Source organism: Streptomyces sp. NPDC058741, assembly GCF_042746715.1.
GTDB lineage: Bacteria > Actinomycetota > Actinomycetes > Streptomycetales > Streptomycetaceae > Streptomyces.
Genome location: NZ_JBHYQH010000054.1, coordinates 1 through 14,406 on the forward strand (window position 1 = coordinate 1; position 14,406 = coordinate 14,406).

Annotated in this window: 16 protein-coding genes; 11 read left to right on the forward strand and 5 right to left on the reverse strand. The window is 72.9% G+C overall.

From position 1 onward, the window contains the following. Nucleotides 1-52: 52 nt before the first annotated feature. The 3 genes from ACFW6P_RS28840 to ACFW6P_RS28850 form a co-directional block, all read right to left on the reverse strand. On the reverse strand, nucleotides 53-2,317 hold the full coding sequence (locus tag ACFW6P_RS28840) for an MMPL family transporter (protein WP_386425342.1): 2,265 nt from the start codon (nucleotides 2,315-2,317) through the stop codon (nucleotides 53-55). A gap of 168 nt (nucleotides 2,318-2,485) precedes the next feature. Next, nucleotides 2,486-2,989: a GtrA family protein gene (locus ACFW6P_RS28845; protein WP_386358947.1), complete on the reverse strand. Its 504-nt coding sequence runs from the start codon at nucleotides 2,987-2,989 to the stop codon at nucleotides 2,486-2,488. 41 nt (nucleotides 2,990-3,030) lie between these two features. After that, nucleotides 3,031-3,702 (reverse strand): DUF4097 family beta strand repeat-containing protein, encoded by a 672-nt coding sequence (locus ACFW6P_RS28850; protein ID WP_386358949.1) that lies wholly within the window; start codon nucleotides 3,700-3,702, stop codon nucleotides 3,031-3,033. 372 nt (nucleotides 3,703-4,074) lie between these two features. On the opposite strand from ACFW6P_RS28850, the gene ACFW6P_RS28855 reads away from it, so the two are divergent. Next, entirely contained in the window at nucleotides 4,075-5,457 is a 1,383-nt protein-coding gene (locus tag ACFW6P_RS28855; RefSeq protein WP_386358951.1) for an MFS transporter, read from the forward strand. Nucleotides 5,458-5,487: 30 nt separating this feature from the next. Here the strand turns inward: ACFW6P_RS28855 and ACFW6P_RS28860 are convergent, their stop codons facing one another. Next, nucleotides 5,488-6,177, reverse strand: a complete 690-nt coding sequence (locus ACFW6P_RS28860; protein ID WP_386358953.1) for a DUF4097 family beta strand repeat-containing protein — start codon at nucleotides 6,175-6,177, stop codon at nucleotides 5,488-5,490. Between the two features lie 218 nt (nucleotides 6,178-6,395). On the opposite strand from ACFW6P_RS28860, the gene ACFW6P_RS28865 reads away from it, so the two are divergent. From ACFW6P_RS28865 to ACFW6P_RS28910, 10 genes are all read left to right on the forward strand, one after another. Continuing rightward, the gene (locus tag ACFW6P_RS28865; RefSeq protein ID WP_386358955.1) at nucleotides 6,396-7,145 is read left to right on the forward strand and encodes a helix-turn-helix domain-containing protein; all 750 of its coding nucleotides are present in this window, start codon (nucleotides 6,396-6,398) and stop codon (nucleotides 7,143-7,145) included. Between the two features lie 24 nt (nucleotides 7,146-7,169). Continuing rightward, entirely contained in the window at nucleotides 7,170-8,231 is a 1,062-nt protein-coding gene (locus ACFW6P_RS28870) for a hypothetical protein (protein ID WP_386358957.1), read from the forward strand. 21 nt (nucleotides 8,232-8,252) lie between these two features. After that, nucleotides 8,253-8,549: a hypothetical protein gene (locus ACFW6P_RS28875; RefSeq protein WP_386359043.1), complete on the forward strand. Its 297-nt coding sequence runs from the start codon at nucleotides 8,253-8,255 to the stop codon at nucleotides 8,547-8,549. Continuing rightward, nucleotides 8,546-8,818: a hypothetical protein gene (locus ACFW6P_RS28880; RefSeq protein WP_386358959.1), complete on the forward strand. Its 273-nt coding sequence runs from the start codon at nucleotides 8,546-8,548 to the stop codon at nucleotides 8,816-8,818. Before ACFW6P_RS28875 ends, ACFW6P_RS28880 begins: the two co-directional genes overlap by 4 nt. Further along, on the forward strand, nucleotides 8,818-9,126 hold the full coding sequence (locus ACFW6P_RS28885) for a hypothetical protein (RefSeq protein WP_386358961.1): 309 nt from the start codon (nucleotides 8,818-8,820) through the stop codon (nucleotides 9,124-9,126). Before ACFW6P_RS28880 ends, ACFW6P_RS28885 begins: the two co-directional genes overlap by 1 nt. Before the next feature lie 441 nt (nucleotides 9,127-9,567). Next, nucleotides 9,568-9,855: a putative quinol monooxygenase gene (locus tag ACFW6P_RS28890; protein ID WP_386358963.1), complete on the forward strand. Its 288-nt coding sequence runs from the start codon at nucleotides 9,568-9,570 to the stop codon at nucleotides 9,853-9,855. A gap of 303 nt (nucleotides 9,856-10,158) precedes the next feature. After that, a complete protein-coding gene (tap, locus tag ACFW6P_RS28895; RefSeq protein ID WP_386425345.1) occupies nucleotides 10,159-12,426 on the forward strand; it encodes a telomere-associated protein Tap in 2,268 nt (755 codons plus the stop codon). A gap of 9 nt (nucleotides 12,427-12,435) precedes the next feature. Further along, nucleotides 12,436-12,993, forward strand: a complete 558-nt coding sequence (tpg, locus tag ACFW6P_RS28900; RefSeq protein ID WP_386358967.1) for a telomere-protecting terminal protein Tpg — start codon at nucleotides 12,436-12,438, stop codon at nucleotides 12,991-12,993. Between the two features lie 370 nt (nucleotides 12,994-13,363). Then, complete coding sequence (locus ACFW6P_RS28905; RefSeq protein ID WP_386358969.1) at nucleotides 13,364-13,603, forward strand: hypothetical protein; 240 nt, start codon at nucleotides 13,364-13,366, stop codon at nucleotides 13,601-13,603. Next, complete coding sequence (locus ACFW6P_RS28910) at nucleotides 13,603-13,980, forward strand: fic family toxin-antitoxin system, toxin component (RefSeq protein WP_386358971.1); 378 nt, start codon at nucleotides 13,603-13,605, stop codon at nucleotides 13,978-13,980. Before ACFW6P_RS28905 ends, ACFW6P_RS28910 begins: the two co-directional genes overlap by 1 nt. Nucleotides 13,981-14,124: 144 nt before the next feature. Here ACFW6P_RS28910 and ACFW6P_RS28915 read toward each other — a convergent pair whose 3' ends face one another. Continuing rightward, entirely contained in the window at nucleotides 14,125-14,265 is a 141-nt protein-coding gene (locus ACFW6P_RS28915) for a hypothetical protein (RefSeq protein WP_386358973.1), read from the reverse strand. Between the last annotated feature and the right edge of the window lie 141 nt (nucleotides 14,266-14,406).

Consider the following 14,406-nt stretch of genomic DNA (forward strand, 5'->3'; position numbering starts at 1 on the left):
GCACGACCTGGTCCGGTCGTGCCGGGCCGCCCCCGTGGGCCCGTGCGGTGTGTCAGTGCACGAGGTCCGGCTCGGGCTCCGGGCTGCTCCGCCGGCCCTCCGGCGCGGTGGAGTGCAGTCGCCGCTGGAGCTTCTCGCCCTCGACGTCGACGTTCGGCAGCAGCCGGTCCAGCCAGCGCGGCAGCCACCAGGCGGCGTCGCCCAGCAGCGAGTGCACGGCGGGCACGATGACCATCCGGACCACGAAGGCGTCGAACAGGACGGCCGCGGCGAGGCCGAATCCCATCATCGCGACCAGGTCGTCGGTCTCGAGGATGAAGCCCGAGAAGACGCTGATCATGATGATCGCGGCGGCCGCGACCACCCGGCCGCTGTGCCGGAAGCCGGTGACGACGGCCTCCTTCGCCGAGGTGCCGTGGACGTAGGCCTCACGCATCCGCGTGACCAGGAAGACCTCGTAGTCCATGGCGAGGCCGAAGACCACACCGATCATGAAGATCGGCAGCGTCGTCATGATCGGACCGGTCTGCTCGATGCCGAAGAACCCGGAGGCCCAGCCGAGCTGGAACACCGCGACCAGCGCGCCGAGCGCCGCGCTCACCGAGAGCAGGAAGCCGAGCGCCGCCTTCAGCGGGACCAGGACCGAGCGGAACACCAGGAGCAGCAGCAGGAAGGCCAGGCCGACCACCAGGGCCAGGTAGGGCAGCAGCGCGTCGGACAGGGTCTGGGAGAAGTCGATGAACAGCGCGGTCTGGCCGGTCACCAGGATCTCGGTGGCGCCCGAGGAGGCCTCCAGCGCCGCCGCCCGCGCGCGGATGTCCTTGACCAGGTCCTCGGTCTCGGTGTCGGTCGGGCCGGTCTTCGGGACGATGCTGAAGATGGCGGTGTCGCCGGCCTTGTTGGCGGTGGCCTGGGAGACGGAGGCGACGTTCCCGTCCTTCTTCAGTTCCGCGCCGACCTTGCCGCCGGCGGCGGCCGCGTCCTCACCCGCGACGGTGACCGTCAGCGGGCCGTTGAAGCCGGGGCCGAAGGAGTCGGACAGCAGGTCGTAGGCCTTGCGCTGGGTGGTGTCGGTGGCCATCGTGCCCTCGCCGGGCAGGCCCAGCTCCAGCTTGGTGGCGGGCAGGGCGATCGCGCCGAGGCCGACCACCGCCAGGAGCAGCACCCCGAGCGGGCGGCGCACCACGAAGGACGCCCAGCGCGTGGACAGGGCCGGCTTGGTCCGCGCGGCCAGCTTCGCGGCCTTCTCCTCGGACTTGCGCAGCTTGCGCGCCGACAGCGGCTTCTTGGCCTGCACCAGGCGCCGGTCGGCGACTGCCAGCACCCGGCGCGGCGCGAAGCCGAGCAGGGCGGGCACGAAGGTGACCGCGATCAGTACGGCGACGGCGACCGTGCCCGCCGCGGCGAGCGCCATCTTGGTGAGGATCGGGATGCCGACGACCGCGAGGCCGCCCAGCGCGATGATGACGGTGAGCCCGGCGAAGACGACGGCCGAACCGGCGGTGCCGGTCGCGATGCCCGCGGCCTCACGCGGCGCGCGGCCCTCGGCGATCTCGGAGCGGTAGCGGGAGACGATGAACAGGGCGTAGTCGATGCCGACCGCGAGGCCGATCATCATCGCCAGCGTCGACGTCGTGGCCGACAGGCCGAGGGTGGAGCCCAGCGCGGTGATGCCGGAGACGCCGACCCCCACGCCGATCAGGGCGGTGAGCAGCGGCATGCCGGCGGCGATCACCGAACCGAAGGTGAGGAGCAGGACGACGGCCGAGATGAGGACGCCGACCTGCTCGCCGGTGCCGGAGACGGTCTGCTCGATCGGGACGGCGTCACCGCCGGCCTCGACGGTCAGTCCGCCGGCCCGGGCCCGGTCGGTGGCCTTGGTGAGCGCCTCGTGCGCCTCGTCGGTGAGGTCGGGCGCGGTGACCTCGTAGGACACCACCGCGTAGGCGGTACGGCCGTCCCGGCTGACGGTGCCGGCGGCGAACGGGTCGGCGACGCCCGCCACCTGGGGCGCTGTGCCGAGTTCGCCGAGGAGCTTCTTGACCGCCGGTTCCTCGTCGGCGATCTCCTTGCCTTCGGGTGCGCGGATCACCACACGGGCGGTGGCACCGTCGGCGCCCGCGTCGGGGAACTTCTCCTCCAGCAGGTCGAACGCCTTCTGCGACTCGGTACCCGGCATCGAGAACTGCTCGGTCGGCGGTGTGGGGGCGGAGGAGGCCGCGGCACCGACGCCGACGACGATCAGCACCCACAGCAGGGTCACGAGGCCGCGCCGCCGGAAGGCGAAACGGCCGAGTGTGTAGAGGAAGGTAGCCACTGTTAACCGCACTTCCGTCGAGGGGAGGGGGGAAGGAGACGAATCCGATTGCGGCCGGCCGCCCTGGCCGAGCACGGGGGCGACGGCAACTCCCGTCGCCGCCCGGCCCGGCCCCGCCACGTCTGCTGCGTGCCAGGTCTCGCGGGGCGGACGGGAGTGCGACGACAGCTAGGCGGCCGTCGTCAGGGCGGGCACGCGCACCGCGCCCCGCCGCACCAGCGGCCGTACGGCCCGGCCGCGGGGGCCGGCGAAGACGCAGCGGCGCAGGACGACGAAGCGGCCGGTGCCGGCGAGGCCGGAGGCGCCGAGGTAGACGAGTTGCTCGGTGAGCAGGCCGGGGGAGGGCTGCACCAGGTGCAGGACCCCCACGGCGACGCTGGTGGCCAGGCAGGCGGCCGTCGCCGAGCCGGCGGACCGCCAGTGCTCGCGCCATTGGGCGCGCCGCCCCTTGGCGAAGGTGAAACGTGCGTGGAGTTCGGTGCACAGCAGGGTCGAGACGGCGATGACGACCGCGTTCGCGACCGCCCACGGCAGTGCCGCCGCCAGCAGCGGCACCGCGAGGCTGGAGAGGACTCCGACGCCGCCGCCGAGGACCGCGAACCGGAGGAGGGAGGCGGCGGGGCCGGGACCGGCCGGAGCCGTCACAGCGGGCTCGTGTGCGAGCGGCGTCATGGCGGCGTCCTTCCTCACGGGGCGGGTGTGCTGGGGCGCTGTTACAGGCTGCGGGCGGTGATGTCGCCGTAGGAGGTGGTGGCGTGGACCACCAGTTCGGCGGCGGAACCGGCCGTGTTGCCGAAGGAGTTGTCGATCCGGCCGTATCCGGTGCCGGCGTCGAGGGTGGCGGAGGTGCCGGGGGCGGCGCCGACGGTGATGGCGCCGTGCTCGGTGCGCAGGGTGAGCGTGCCGCGCACGGCCTCGGTGACGGTGAGGTCGCCCTTCTGGGTGGTGAGGTCGGCGGTGCCGTCCAGCCGGCCGACGGTGATGTCGCCGGCCTGGAGGGACAGCCGGGCGTTCGCGGTCTCCTCGAGGTCGACCGCGCCCTGCGCGCCCTCGAAGACGACGTCGCCGAGGCGTCCGACGCCGCGGAGCTCACCGCTGGCCGCCTTCGCCTCGACGCGGGAGCCGGCGGGCAGCTCGACGGTGACCTCCAGGGAGCCGGAGGCGCCGACGACCGGGTTCGTCTCCTGCCGGGTCTCGATGCGCAGGACGCCGTCGGCGCAGGTCACCTCGGTCTCCTCGGCCGCCTTCACGTCCCGGTTCCTGGAGGGGTCGCAAGGGCTGACCTCGACGGTGGTGTCGGCCCGGTCGCCTGCCGTGAACCTGATGTTCCCGGCGGGGACGTCCAGGACGACGGACACGGGCGCGGGGGTCTTGAACGTCTGCATCTCGGACTCCTAGCTCGGTTTTTCAGACAACAGAAACGCTACGTTGCATTCGTCATTTCGGCAACCAACTTGTTGCATGAAATCGAAAAACGAGCAGCTCAAAGCGGTGAAATCGTTGCAACAACTAGGAATCTAACGCAACGGTCTTTGCTCGACTCCGTTGCAATGGATGGAAGTGAACGCTGTCGGCCGGTCCGCTTCGCCGGCTGCCCGCAGGCGCTCCGGCGGTCTCCCGGCCCGCTCCGCGGGCGCGCGGGCGGCACCTCCCACGGCCGTCCCTCGAGCGGGGCTGAACCGATTCTCCGGCGGCTCTTGGGACGTCGGCCGGCGACCACCCGCCGTCCGCCCGTCGTCAGGAGGCCGTTCACGACCGTGCACGCGTCGGAGCCGACGGTGGTGCCCGAGGCGCCCGCACCGCGCGGCCGCGGGCGGGCCCGGGGCGGCGCCGCCCTCGCCGTGATCGCCGGATGCAACGCGATGATCCAGCTCGACGACCCGATCGTGAACATCGCCCTGCCCGGCCTGCGCGAGGCCGTCGGGCTGTCCGCCACGGGCGCGGCGTGGGTCGTCCACGCCTATCTCCTCGCCTTCGGCGGCCTGCTGCTGCTCGGCGGCCGGGCCGGCGACATCCTGGGCCGCCGCAGGGTGTTCATGACGGGGGTCGCGCTGTTCACGGCGGCCGCGGCACTGCGCGGCCTCGCCCACTCCGCCGAGTTCCTGATCGCCGTACGGGCGGTGCAGGGCGCCGGCGCGGCGCTCGCCGCCCTTAGCGGACTCGCCCTGCTGCTCAGCACGTTCACGGAGTCGGCCGCCCGCAGGCGGGCGATCGCCGTGTGCACGATGGTGGGCGCGGTCAGCAGCGCCGGCGGGCTGCTCCTCGCGGGCGCGCTCACCTCGCTGGCCTCCTGGCGCTGGGTGCTGTACCTCGACGTTCCCCTCGGCGTGGCGATCGTGCTGGCCGCGCCGCTCGTGCTCGACGAGACGCCCCGCCACCGCGGCCGCTTCGACCTGCCGGGCGCACTGCTGTCCATGCTGGGCGCCGCCCTGCTGGTCTACGGGCTGGCCCAGGCCGCCGAGCGGGGCTGGAGCGACCCGGTGGCCGTCGGCTGCGTGCTGGGCGGGGTTGCGACGCTGGCGGTCTTCGCGGCCGTCGAACGGCGGGCAGGGCAGCCCGTCGTGGCGCCGCGGCTGTTCGCCGACCGGGACCGGCTGCTCGCCTACCTGGGAACCCTCGCCGCGCCCGGCGCCCTGATCGGCACGTACTTCTTCCTCAGCCAGTACTTCCAGCAGCAGCACGGCTGGTCGGCGCCGGCCACCGCCTGGGCGCTGCTGCCGCTGCCGGTGACCATGGCCGTGACGGCGGTGGCCGCGGGCAGGCTCGAACGGCACATCGGCAGCCGCCGGCTGTGGGCCACGGGTGCCGTGCTGCTGGTGACCGGGAACCTGTGGCTGTCCACGCTCCCGGCGGGCGGCGGCTACCGGGCCACGGTGCTGCCGGCGCTGGTGCTGCTCGGCGCGGGCATGGCGTGCTGCGTGCTGCCGCCGACCGTCCTCGCCACCTCGGGGCTGCGCGGCGACGAGGCGGGCACGGCCGCCGCTGTCCTCGACTCCCTGCAGTCCGTGGGCGGCTCCATCGGCCTGGCCACGCTCGTCATGGTCTCCTCCCACACCGGCGGGATGCCGGGCGGCTTCGCCACCGGGGCGGCCTTCGCGGGCTGCGCCCTGCTGGCGGCCCTGCTCCTGCGGCGCCGCTGAGCACCGCGCCCGGGGCGATGCGATCCCTCCTCAGAGGCTGCGGGCGGTGATGTCGCCGTAGGAGGTGGTGGCGTGGACCACCAGCTCGGCGGCGGAACCGGCCGTGTTGCCGAAGGAGTTGCTGATCCGGCCGTACCCGGTGCCGGCGTCGAGGGTGGCGGAGGTGCCGCGGGCGGCGCCGACGGTGATGGCGCCGTGCTCGGTGCGCAGGGTGAGCGTGCCGCGCACGGCCTCGGTGACGGTGAGGTCGCCCTTCTGCGTGCTGATCTCCGCGGACCCGCCGAGGCGGCCGACGAGGACGTCGCCGGCCTGGAGGGACAGCCGGGCGTCCGCGGTCTCGTCGAGCTTGACCGTGCCGTGGGCGCCCTCGAAGACGACGTCGCCGAGCCGCCCCACGCCGCGCAGTTCGCCACCGGCCGACCGCGCCTCCACCCGCGAGCCTGCGGGCAGCTGGACGGTGACCTCCAGCGCGCCGGACGGGCCGAAGAACCGGTTCTCCCCCGGGGTCACGACGCGCAGGACGCCGTCGCCGTACTCGACCGTGGTCTCCTCGGCCGCCTTCACGTCCCGGCTCCGGGAGGGATCGGCGGGCAGCACCTCGACGGTCGCGTCGGCCCGGTCGGCTGCGATGAACCGGATGTGCCCGGCGGGGACGTCGAGGACGGCCGTGATGGGGGCGGTGGTGGCGAACGTGTGCGTGGTGCTCTGGGTCTTCTGCATCGCGGGCTCCTCGGCCGATCTTTCCGATGAAAGAAACGCTACGTTGCATTCATGAAAAGAGCAACAAGTATGTTGCGCTGAAATCCGGGACCTGCATCTCATGACCTCGAATTCGTTGCAATGGACCTCCATCTAACGCAACGATCTCTCTCTTTCCGTTGCAATGAATCGAAGGTGAACGCTATGCTGCCCCACCACGCACCACGAAGGAGGCCGCGATGCCGGGAGGCAGACTCACCCAGCAGGAACGCCAGCAGATCGCGCTCGGGCTGGCCGACGGCCTCCCCTACGCGGAGATCGCCAGGCGCCTGGACCGGCCGACCTCGACGATCACGCGCGAGGTGATGCGCAACGGTGGCCCCACCTCCTACCGCGCCGACCTGGCCCACCTCGCCGCCGAGCGCCGTGCCCACCGCCGCCGGCAGGCCGCGCCCCGGAGCGGACAGCAGGCCCCCGAGCAGCCCTACGGCCGCGATCCCGAGGCCGTTCGCGCGTACGAGGAGACCCTCACCGGCGTCTTCATGCAGTCGGGCGTGCCCAAGATGATGTCCCGGGTGCTGGTCTGCCTCTACACCACCGACGAGGGCAGCCTCACCGCGTCCGAACTCGTCCAGCGCCTCCAGGTCAGTCCGGCGTCCATCTCCAAGGCGATCGCGTTCCTGGAGGGCCAGGGCCTCGTCCGCCGGGAGCGCGACGAACGCCGCCGTGAGCGCTACCTCGTGGGCGACGACGTCTGGTACCAGGCGATGATCGCCAGCGCCGCGTCCCTCGCCCAGGTCGTCAAGGCCTCCCAGGAGGGCGTCGGCATCCTCGGCCCCGGCACCCCGGCCGCCACCCGCCTCGAGAACATCGCCCGCTTCCTCGACTTCGTCCGGGAGAGCACCATCCGCGCCGCGGAGCAGGCCCGCGAGGTCCTCCACACCAAACCCGGGACCGCGGCCCCGGACACCGCCACCGACCGGCCCTGACCGCGGCCCCACGCGGGCGCCGCCGTGCCGCACGCGACGACGGAGCGGTCCCGGCCGGGACCGTGCCGCCGCCGGCTTCCGCCGAGTACACGCGAGCCCGCACCCACCCCCCGGCGCTACCACCGCCTGCCCCGAGGCCGCCGTCCAGCCCGGCCACAGCACCGCTCGAACTCCCCTGGAGAGGCGTGGCCGAACCCGCAGGCGGCGGGATTCACTGAACGAACGGACCGTGACGCGCACTCCCCGCCGCGTCCGGACCCGTGCGCGCCCGGACTGCGGGACGCCCACGCACTCCTCCTGGCCGGCGACCCGCGCGCAGCGGCGGACCGCTGCGCACGGTCACGGGCCCGCGCCGCCCGGGCCGGAGTCAGCGGCCGGCAGGCCGCGTTCGGCGCACTGCGCGCCGAAGCCCTGCTCTGCCTGGGCGAACTCGCCGAGGCGGAACAGCAGGCGGAGGCCGCCGCACGCGCCACCACACCCGCCACCTTCCCGGGCCGCTGGCCCACGGCGGCCCTCGCGGAGGTCCTCACCGAGACGGGCCGCCACGACGAGGCCGGCCGGCACCTGCACCGTGCCGCCCCCGAGCCCTCCACCCGCACCGCCGACCTCCCCCGCTACCTCAGGGCCCGGGGCCGCCACCGCCTCGCCGTGAACCGCCCCCGGGCCGCACTCGCCGACTTCCTGCGCGCGGGCGAACTGGCCCGCACCGGCCTCTTCGCGCGGCTGCCCTGGCGCATCGACGCCGCCGAAGCCCTGCTGCACCTCGGGCGCCCGCACGACGCCGCCTCCCTGCTCGACCAGCAGCTCACCACCCCCGCCGGCCTCGGCCCCCGCCACCGCGGCACCGCACTGCGCCTGCGCGCCGCCACCGAGGAGGCCGCCCGCCGCCCCGCCACCCTGGCCCGCGCGGCCGACGCACTGCGCGCCGCCGGCGACCGCCCCGAACTGGCCCGCGCGCTGGCCGACCTCGGCACCACCCTGCACACCCTCGGCGACACCTCGGCGGCCCAGGCACTACTGCGCCGCACCCACCACCTGGCCACCACCTGCGGCGCCGGTACGCCGACCGCCCACCCCCTCTGGTGACCACCCGCCCCCGCCGACAGCGTGACCCGCGGTGACGGACTCAATCGGTGCGAACAAGCGGCGTCGTACGGCACGTTCAACGAGGAGCCGACCCGGCCGGAGCCGGAGGGGTCCTTCTTCCTGGACGACGAGGACCGCACGCTGATCGCGAAGCGGCGCGATGACCACGCGATGCTGCCGACAGAGCGAGCACCGGACACGGACTCTGGCCAGAACGGAACCGAGAGCAACATCATCCGTTTCGGCCCGCCGACGTGTTCTGCCCGCGTAGCGTGGTCACCGGACCATTCGAGCCGGAAGGACGCGGAATTCGAGTGAACGCCAATGGAGCTGCTCCCTCGCACGGCGATCCCTGCGTGACGGCGATTCCCCGCACCATCGCCGCCATCAATGACGCCCTGCCCCTCGTGCGACGTGAAGAGTTTCACGCCGCCGTGACGCACGCCGAGCAAGGCGACGCCCTGGATACGGTGCTGAGCACATGGTGGCTTGAGGCCATGTTCGAGGCCGTGCCCGACCGGGATCAACGCCTCGACGACACCGTCGCCGCGGTAGGGCTCGTCGAACTCCCGGAGGCGGACGACTGATGCAGTCGGCTTCAGCAGGCTGGACGGCCGTCACCCAGGTCACCGCCTCCAAGGTACTCAGACAGATGCGTGACGCGGGCTACGCCGACCTCCACGACAACATCGTCCGGTTCCTCCGGGCCCTGGCGCTGGAAGTAGGCAGCGCGGTGGAATCCGCCAACCCGCCTCCCGGCCTGCCCATGATGATTCGCGGTGTCACCTGGTACAGCCTCCCCGTGCCCAACGATCCCGTCTTTTTCAACTACAGCGTCTATCCGGAACAACAGCAGATCAGGATCTGTGACCTGATCTGGGTTGCGGCTGTGTGAACGCTCCCGCCGTTCGGCGGCGGGACTGCGGCGGTGTCCGGGCGCAGGGTGGACCGGTTTCGCAACAGCGGCCGGGACGGTCCCTCGGCCCCGCAGAGCTTCCCCACCGGCATCGACCGCCGCCCAGCCCGCCCGGCTCACCCGCCACGCCCCTGAACGACAGGGCGAGTCGGGGTGCCGGTAGGACCCGTGTCACCGATCCTGCCGGCTGAGAGGTCGCGCAGACAGGCGGCAGCCGGGACCGGGGCGGACAGGACAGGCACAGGTCGTGAGTTCCCCAGGTGCGGCCAGTCAGCGCTCCCACAGTCCGTGGCGAGCGGTGAAGCCGGCCCCAGCGCAGCGGCAGGGCCGCAGGTTCCATGACGCGTGCGTCGATGAGTTCGGCCTCGGTCGACCGTCATAGTTGGCGACAGCCGGTCCGAACCCAGTACGGAGCAGCACATGGTGATCATCGCAGGGCACATCATTGTCGACCGTCAACAGCGTGAGTCCTATCTCGCAGGCTGTGTGACCGTTGTCGAACTGGCCCGCCGCACGTCGGGCTGCCTCGACTTCGCCATCACCGCGGACCTGGTGGATGCCGGGCGCATCAACATCTTCGAGCGGTGGGAATCGCAGGCGGCCGTCGAGGCATTCCGAGGCGATGGTCCGGGCGACGAGCAGGGCGCGGCGATGCTCGCCGCCGTGGTTGCCGAATACGACGTCGCGGAGGTGCGCTCACTGACCTGAGCGGAGCGCGGGTTCCGGTTGGAGGATCCTTCGCGGGCGGCGAGCATGTGGTGGACCGCTTCGGTCGCGGTCCACCAGGAGCCCTGCGTGAGGCCGTAGCGCGCGTCCGTGTCGTACGGGGAGGCCAGCCGCAGCCCGCCGGTGCGACGGCACGCCGACGGCGCACCGACCCCGCAACGGCACGCCGACGGCGCACCGACCCCGCGACGGGTGACCGCCGTGCTCACCCGCGTTGCGCACGTACGGCTTATGTACGCACCTCGTACGGTTGCTGCGATAGGGTGATCGCCTCAGGAGGTGGCCATGTCCGAGTTGTTCGAGGCGGTCGATGCGCTGGTGGCATCCCGCGCCGCACTGCCGCCGGTGGAGGAGCGCAAGCGTCTGCGTCAGGCCCATGGTCTGACGCTGGACGAGGTGGCCGCCGCGCTGAAGGTGCGTCGGGCGACCGTCTCCGGCTGGGAGTCGGTCAAGAAGCCCGTCGAGCCGCGCGGGCCTGAGCGTGAAGCGTACGCGCGGCTGCTGAACAAGCTCGCGGAACTCTACCCCCCGCCCGCCCCGGCACCGGCGACGGCAGACCCTCGACTCGACGCGGCGGAGCAGCCCCAGCTCCAAGGCCCGGCCCCCAACCCCCCGGCCCCCAACCCCCCGGCCCCCCATGCCCCGGCTCCGGAGACCCGGCCCACGACGGAACGTGAGGATTCCCGAACCGTCCCCGCACCCGCCGCTCCTGCCGAACAGGCCGCCCCCCGCCCGCCGCGCGCCGCCGGCAGCGCACCGGCACCGCGCCACGCCACCGCCCGGCGGACCGTCTCGGCCAACGCCCCGGCGAGCAGCACGGACGCGCGTTTCGAGAACGGGCCGCTCGCGGTGATCGACGTCGACGCCGACGGCCAGGTCCTCGCGTACTGCACGGGCGGCCTGGTCCTGGACGTCCCTGCCAGGAGCGTCCCGGCCCTGGTGGACTGGACACTGGCGGAGGCGAGACTCGGCCAGGCGCGGCTGGCCGGACCGGGCAAGGACGCCGACCCGCTGCTCGTGCTCACCGAGGCCGCCCTGAGGCGCTACGGCCTGCCGGTCACCCTCACGGACGAGGAGCGGCTCGCCGGGCGGATCCCGGAAGGCCACAAGGTCGTCAAACAGCTGGCACGCGCGCAGTGGAAGCTCACCAAGCGCGGGTTCGGGCCCTGGGCGCGGATCTACCGTCCCGCCACCGGGTCGGAGCGTGCCTGCGTACAGCTGTGCATCCCCTCCTGGCACGCCCTCGACCCCCGCCACTGGGGCAACGCCGCTCAGCTTCCGCCGGCGGAACTCGCCCGGCTGCTGGGCGTGTACGCGTCGCGGGTGATGACGCCGCGCGGCTCCACCGCCGTGACCGGCCTGGAGCTGATGACCGCGCTGCACCCGCCGACCCGCGCCTCCGAACCCGACCGGACGGGCAAGCGGCACTCCGAGCACAACCCCGGCTCCCTGGGCGGGGAACCGGTCGACTGCGCCCCCTGCGAGGCCCCCGACGGGCACCCGCTCCTGGCGGACCTGCCGCGCTTCCACGTCCGCGGCCCCGGCGAGAAGCTGTTCGAGGAGGCGTACGACTGGGCGCGGCCGATGACCGACGACGAATGCACTCTGCGGCACCTGGTCGGCATCGACGTGAACCTGGCCTTCGCCGCCGGAGCCAACGGCCTGGTCGTCGGCCTCGGAGCGCCCACGCACCTCGAGGCACCGGTGTTCGACCCGAAACTGCCCGGCTCCTGGCTGGTCGACCTGTCCCACGTCGACCTGTCGAGGGTCAAGACCGGCACGGACAAATGGGCCGACCTGGACGCCGGTCTGCTGCCCAGCCCGTTCACGCCGAAGGGCGAGCGCCCCGAGGGCCCGGCCTGGTACGCCACGCCCACCGTCGCCTACGCGGTGGAACTGGGCTACGAGGTCCGCCCGATCGAGGCGTACGTCCGCTACGACAGCGGCCGCTACCTGGACGACTGGTACCAGCGGCTGCGTGACGCCTACCTGGCCACGATGGCCGAGCTGGGCGTGCGCGCGGACATGGAGCCGTCGGACTTCCTGGCGGCGATGGAGGGCTACAGGGAGCGCGATCCCGAGCTGGCGACCGTCGTCTCGGCGATCAAGGCCACGGTCAAGGGCGGCCTGGGCAAACTGCGCGAACGCCCCCGCGGTGAGGGCTGGCGGCCGGGCCGGCCGTGGCGTGCGCTGTCCCGTCCGACGTGGCGGCCGGACATCCGCGCAGCGGTCATCTCCCGCACGCGCGTCAACCTCCACCGCAAGATCCTCAAGCACGCGGCGTTCACCGGCCAGTACCCGATCGCGATCCTCTCCGACTGCGTCGTCTACGCTGCCAACGGCGAATCACCCCTGGACTTCCTTCCCTACCGGGACGGCAAGGCACTGCCCGGCGGCTTCAGACTCGGCGTCAACCCCGGCCTCGTCAAGCACGAAGGAACCCAGAGCGTCCTGTGGGGCGAAGAGGTCCGCGAGCGCTTCGACGCCCCGGACCTGAACCTGGCCCGCTACATCAAGGACGGCGCCGTCACCGACCTCGACAACGGCGAGTAGGAGAGAGCGATGACCCTGTTCGGCGACGGCCTGGAGGCCGCGGTGCAGAAGGCGTTCACCCGCCCGGCACCCAAGACCGCGCCCGCGCAGATGCGTTACCTGGTCAAGCAGCTCAAGAGCACCAGAGCAGTCGCCCAGATGCTCCGCATCTCCCAGCGCACCGTCGAACGGTACGTGAAGAACCAGATCAGGAAACCGCGCCCGGACCTGGCCGCGCGCCTGGAGCGCGAGGTGATCAAGCGGTGGCAGCCGCAGATCCGCGCCAAGGCCCGGCAGAGGGCGGCGACGACCGGCGGCATCGTCATCGACACCCGCGCCCGGATCGGCTACACCGCACCGATCGGCACCTCCGACGACGCCCGCCTCCGGCACCTGACCGTCGCGCTCCCACCGCACTACGCCGCCCGCCTCTTCGACGCCCAGCAGGCCGGCGCCGGCGACCAGCGACTGCAGCAGATCGCCGCCGAAGGACTCAAGGAGACGTACTTCCAGGACGGCGGCCGCCGCGCCGGCAGCCTTGAGGAGATCCGCTTCACCGACATCGAGCACATCGAGTTCGACCTGTAGAACCACCCACGGCCGACGCCTGACCGGCCGCCGCAGTTGAGCGTGTGCCGGGGGGCGTCCGGTGCCGGGGCCGGGAGGGTTTCGGTGCCTGGGCCGGGCAGGCGGCTTGAGGGCGGATGTGCCGGAAGTCGCGGCGGACTCGGGCGGGGGCGTCAGGTACACCCGCGGCGCGCCCCGGAGGCGCAGCCCCGCACGGACGGCCCCGGCGCACCGGCGCACGCCGGGGCAGCCGGGGCCCAGTCCGTGAACGGAGAGTGCCGTGGCAGCGACCGAGGTGTACGTGATCAGGGAACGCAGGCGCAGGCGCAGGCGCACAGGGGCCGCTGACACCATTGGCCGCGAGCGCGGTAACAGCTGTTACCATGCTGGTATGGCCAAGACACAGCTGGGTGCCCGCGTGGACGAAGACGTTGCGGAACTGGCGAAGAGGCGCGCCGCCGACCTGGGGCTGAGCGTCGGCGACTACCTCGCGCGGCTGGTGCAGGACGATGCCAGCGGGCTGCGCGCCCGGGCGGTGGGGGCGGCCGCCCGCTTCCTGGCCGATCACCAGGCGGTCTTCGATGAGGCCGAACAGGCGCAGCAGGCACCCCGGGGAGCGCGCGCGGCCTGATGGACCTGCACATCGACGTTCCCTGGATCCTGCAGGTCGCCGAGGCCGCTGGAGCGGACGATCCAGCCCCCGATGACTACGGTGTCCCGGTCTCGGCGGTCGCCCGTCACCGGGCCGAGCTGTTCGAGCACCCCGTCTACGACGGCCCGTATGCCAAGGCCGCCGCCCTGGTGCACACACTGGGCCGGTGCCGCTGGCTCGAGCGCTCCAACATGGCCGTCGCCGCGGCGTCCGGCGTCATGTACCTCGAGGCCGCCGGGATCTCCGTCAAGCCCGGCCGTGAGGACGCCCTCGCCCTCAAGGACCTGCTCCTCGACCCCGCCTGCACCGCCGGGAAGATCGCCGCGCTGCTGCGCACCTGGCCCACCACCACCTGAGGCCCCTAGGCCAGCCCGCCCGGGCCCGGTGCCCCACCGCGCCCAGGCCGGTGAGCCCCGGACCGCTGCGAGCCCACCAGCGCCCGATCACCTGCGGCCCAGGCCGGCGGGGAGCTGGGATCAGCCGGCGCAGCCACCAGAAGATCAGGCCGACGGCGGCGGCTCCGCTGCGCAGGTGGCGCCGTGCAGGGCGCTGGAGATCAGGGCGCTGCGGCGGCGGATCCATGCGCAGATGCGCCCGAAGCGGCCGGGTTCCTGCGCGGCGGGGTGGTTGGTCCCGTTCATGGTGGTGCTTCCTCGATGAGTGCTGCTCGTGACGCCGGTGGGGCGGGCGGCCTGGAGACCTTCGTCCCTGCCGGGCTTCTCGTCGGTGCGAGTCCGGCGGGTTGTGGTGAGTTGCCGGATGCGGCCGGGCGGACAACGCGG

What these genes read in the sequence shown, in the direction of transcription:
- ACFW6P_RS28845 (WP_386358947.1), bottom strand. Translation starts at nt 2,989, where the DNA reads ATGACGCCGCTCGCACACGAGCCCGCTGTGACGGCTCCGGCCGGTCCC.
- ACFW6P_RS28850 (WP_386358949.1), bottom strand. Translation starts at nt 3,702, where the DNA reads ATGCAGACGTTCAAGACCCCCGCGCCCGTGTCCGTCGTCCTGGACGTC.
- ACFW6P_RS28860 (WP_386358953.1), bottom strand. Translation starts at nt 6,177, where the DNA reads ATGCAGAAGACCCAGAGCACCACGCACACGTTCGCCACCACCGCCCCC.
- ACFW6P_RS28865 (WP_386358955.1), top strand. Translation starts at nt 6,396, where the DNA reads ATGCCGGGAGGCAGACTCACCCAGCAGGAACGCCAGCAGATCGCGCTC.
- ACFW6P_RS28885 (WP_386358961.1), top strand. Translation starts at nt 8,818, where the DNA reads ATGCAGTCGGCTTCAGCAGGCTGGACGGCCGTCACCCAGGTCACCGCC.
- ACFW6P_RS28890 (WP_386358963.1), top strand. Translation starts at nt 9,568, where the DNA reads ATGGTGATCATCGCAGGGCACATCATTGTCGACCGTCAACAGCGTGAG.
- tap (WP_386425345.1), top strand. Translation starts at nt 10,159, where the DNA reads ATGTCCGAGTTGTTCGAGGCGGTCGATGCGCTGGTGGCATCCCGCGCC.
- tpg (WP_386358967.1), top strand. Translation starts at nt 12,436, where the DNA reads ATGACCCTGTTCGGCGACGGCCTGGAGGCCGCGGTGCAGAAGGCGTTC.
- ACFW6P_RS28905 (WP_386358969.1), top strand. Translation starts at nt 13,364, where the DNA reads ATGGCCAAGACACAGCTGGGTGCCCGCGTGGACGAAGACGTTGCGGAA.
- ACFW6P_RS28910 (WP_386358971.1), top strand. Translation starts at nt 13,603, where the DNA reads ATGGACCTGCACATCGACGTTCCCTGGATCCTGCAGGTCGCCGAGGCC.
- ACFW6P_RS28915 (WP_386358973.1), bottom strand. Translation starts at nt 14,265, where the DNA reads ATGAACGGGACCAACCACCCCGCCGCGCAGGAACCCGGCCGCTTCGGG.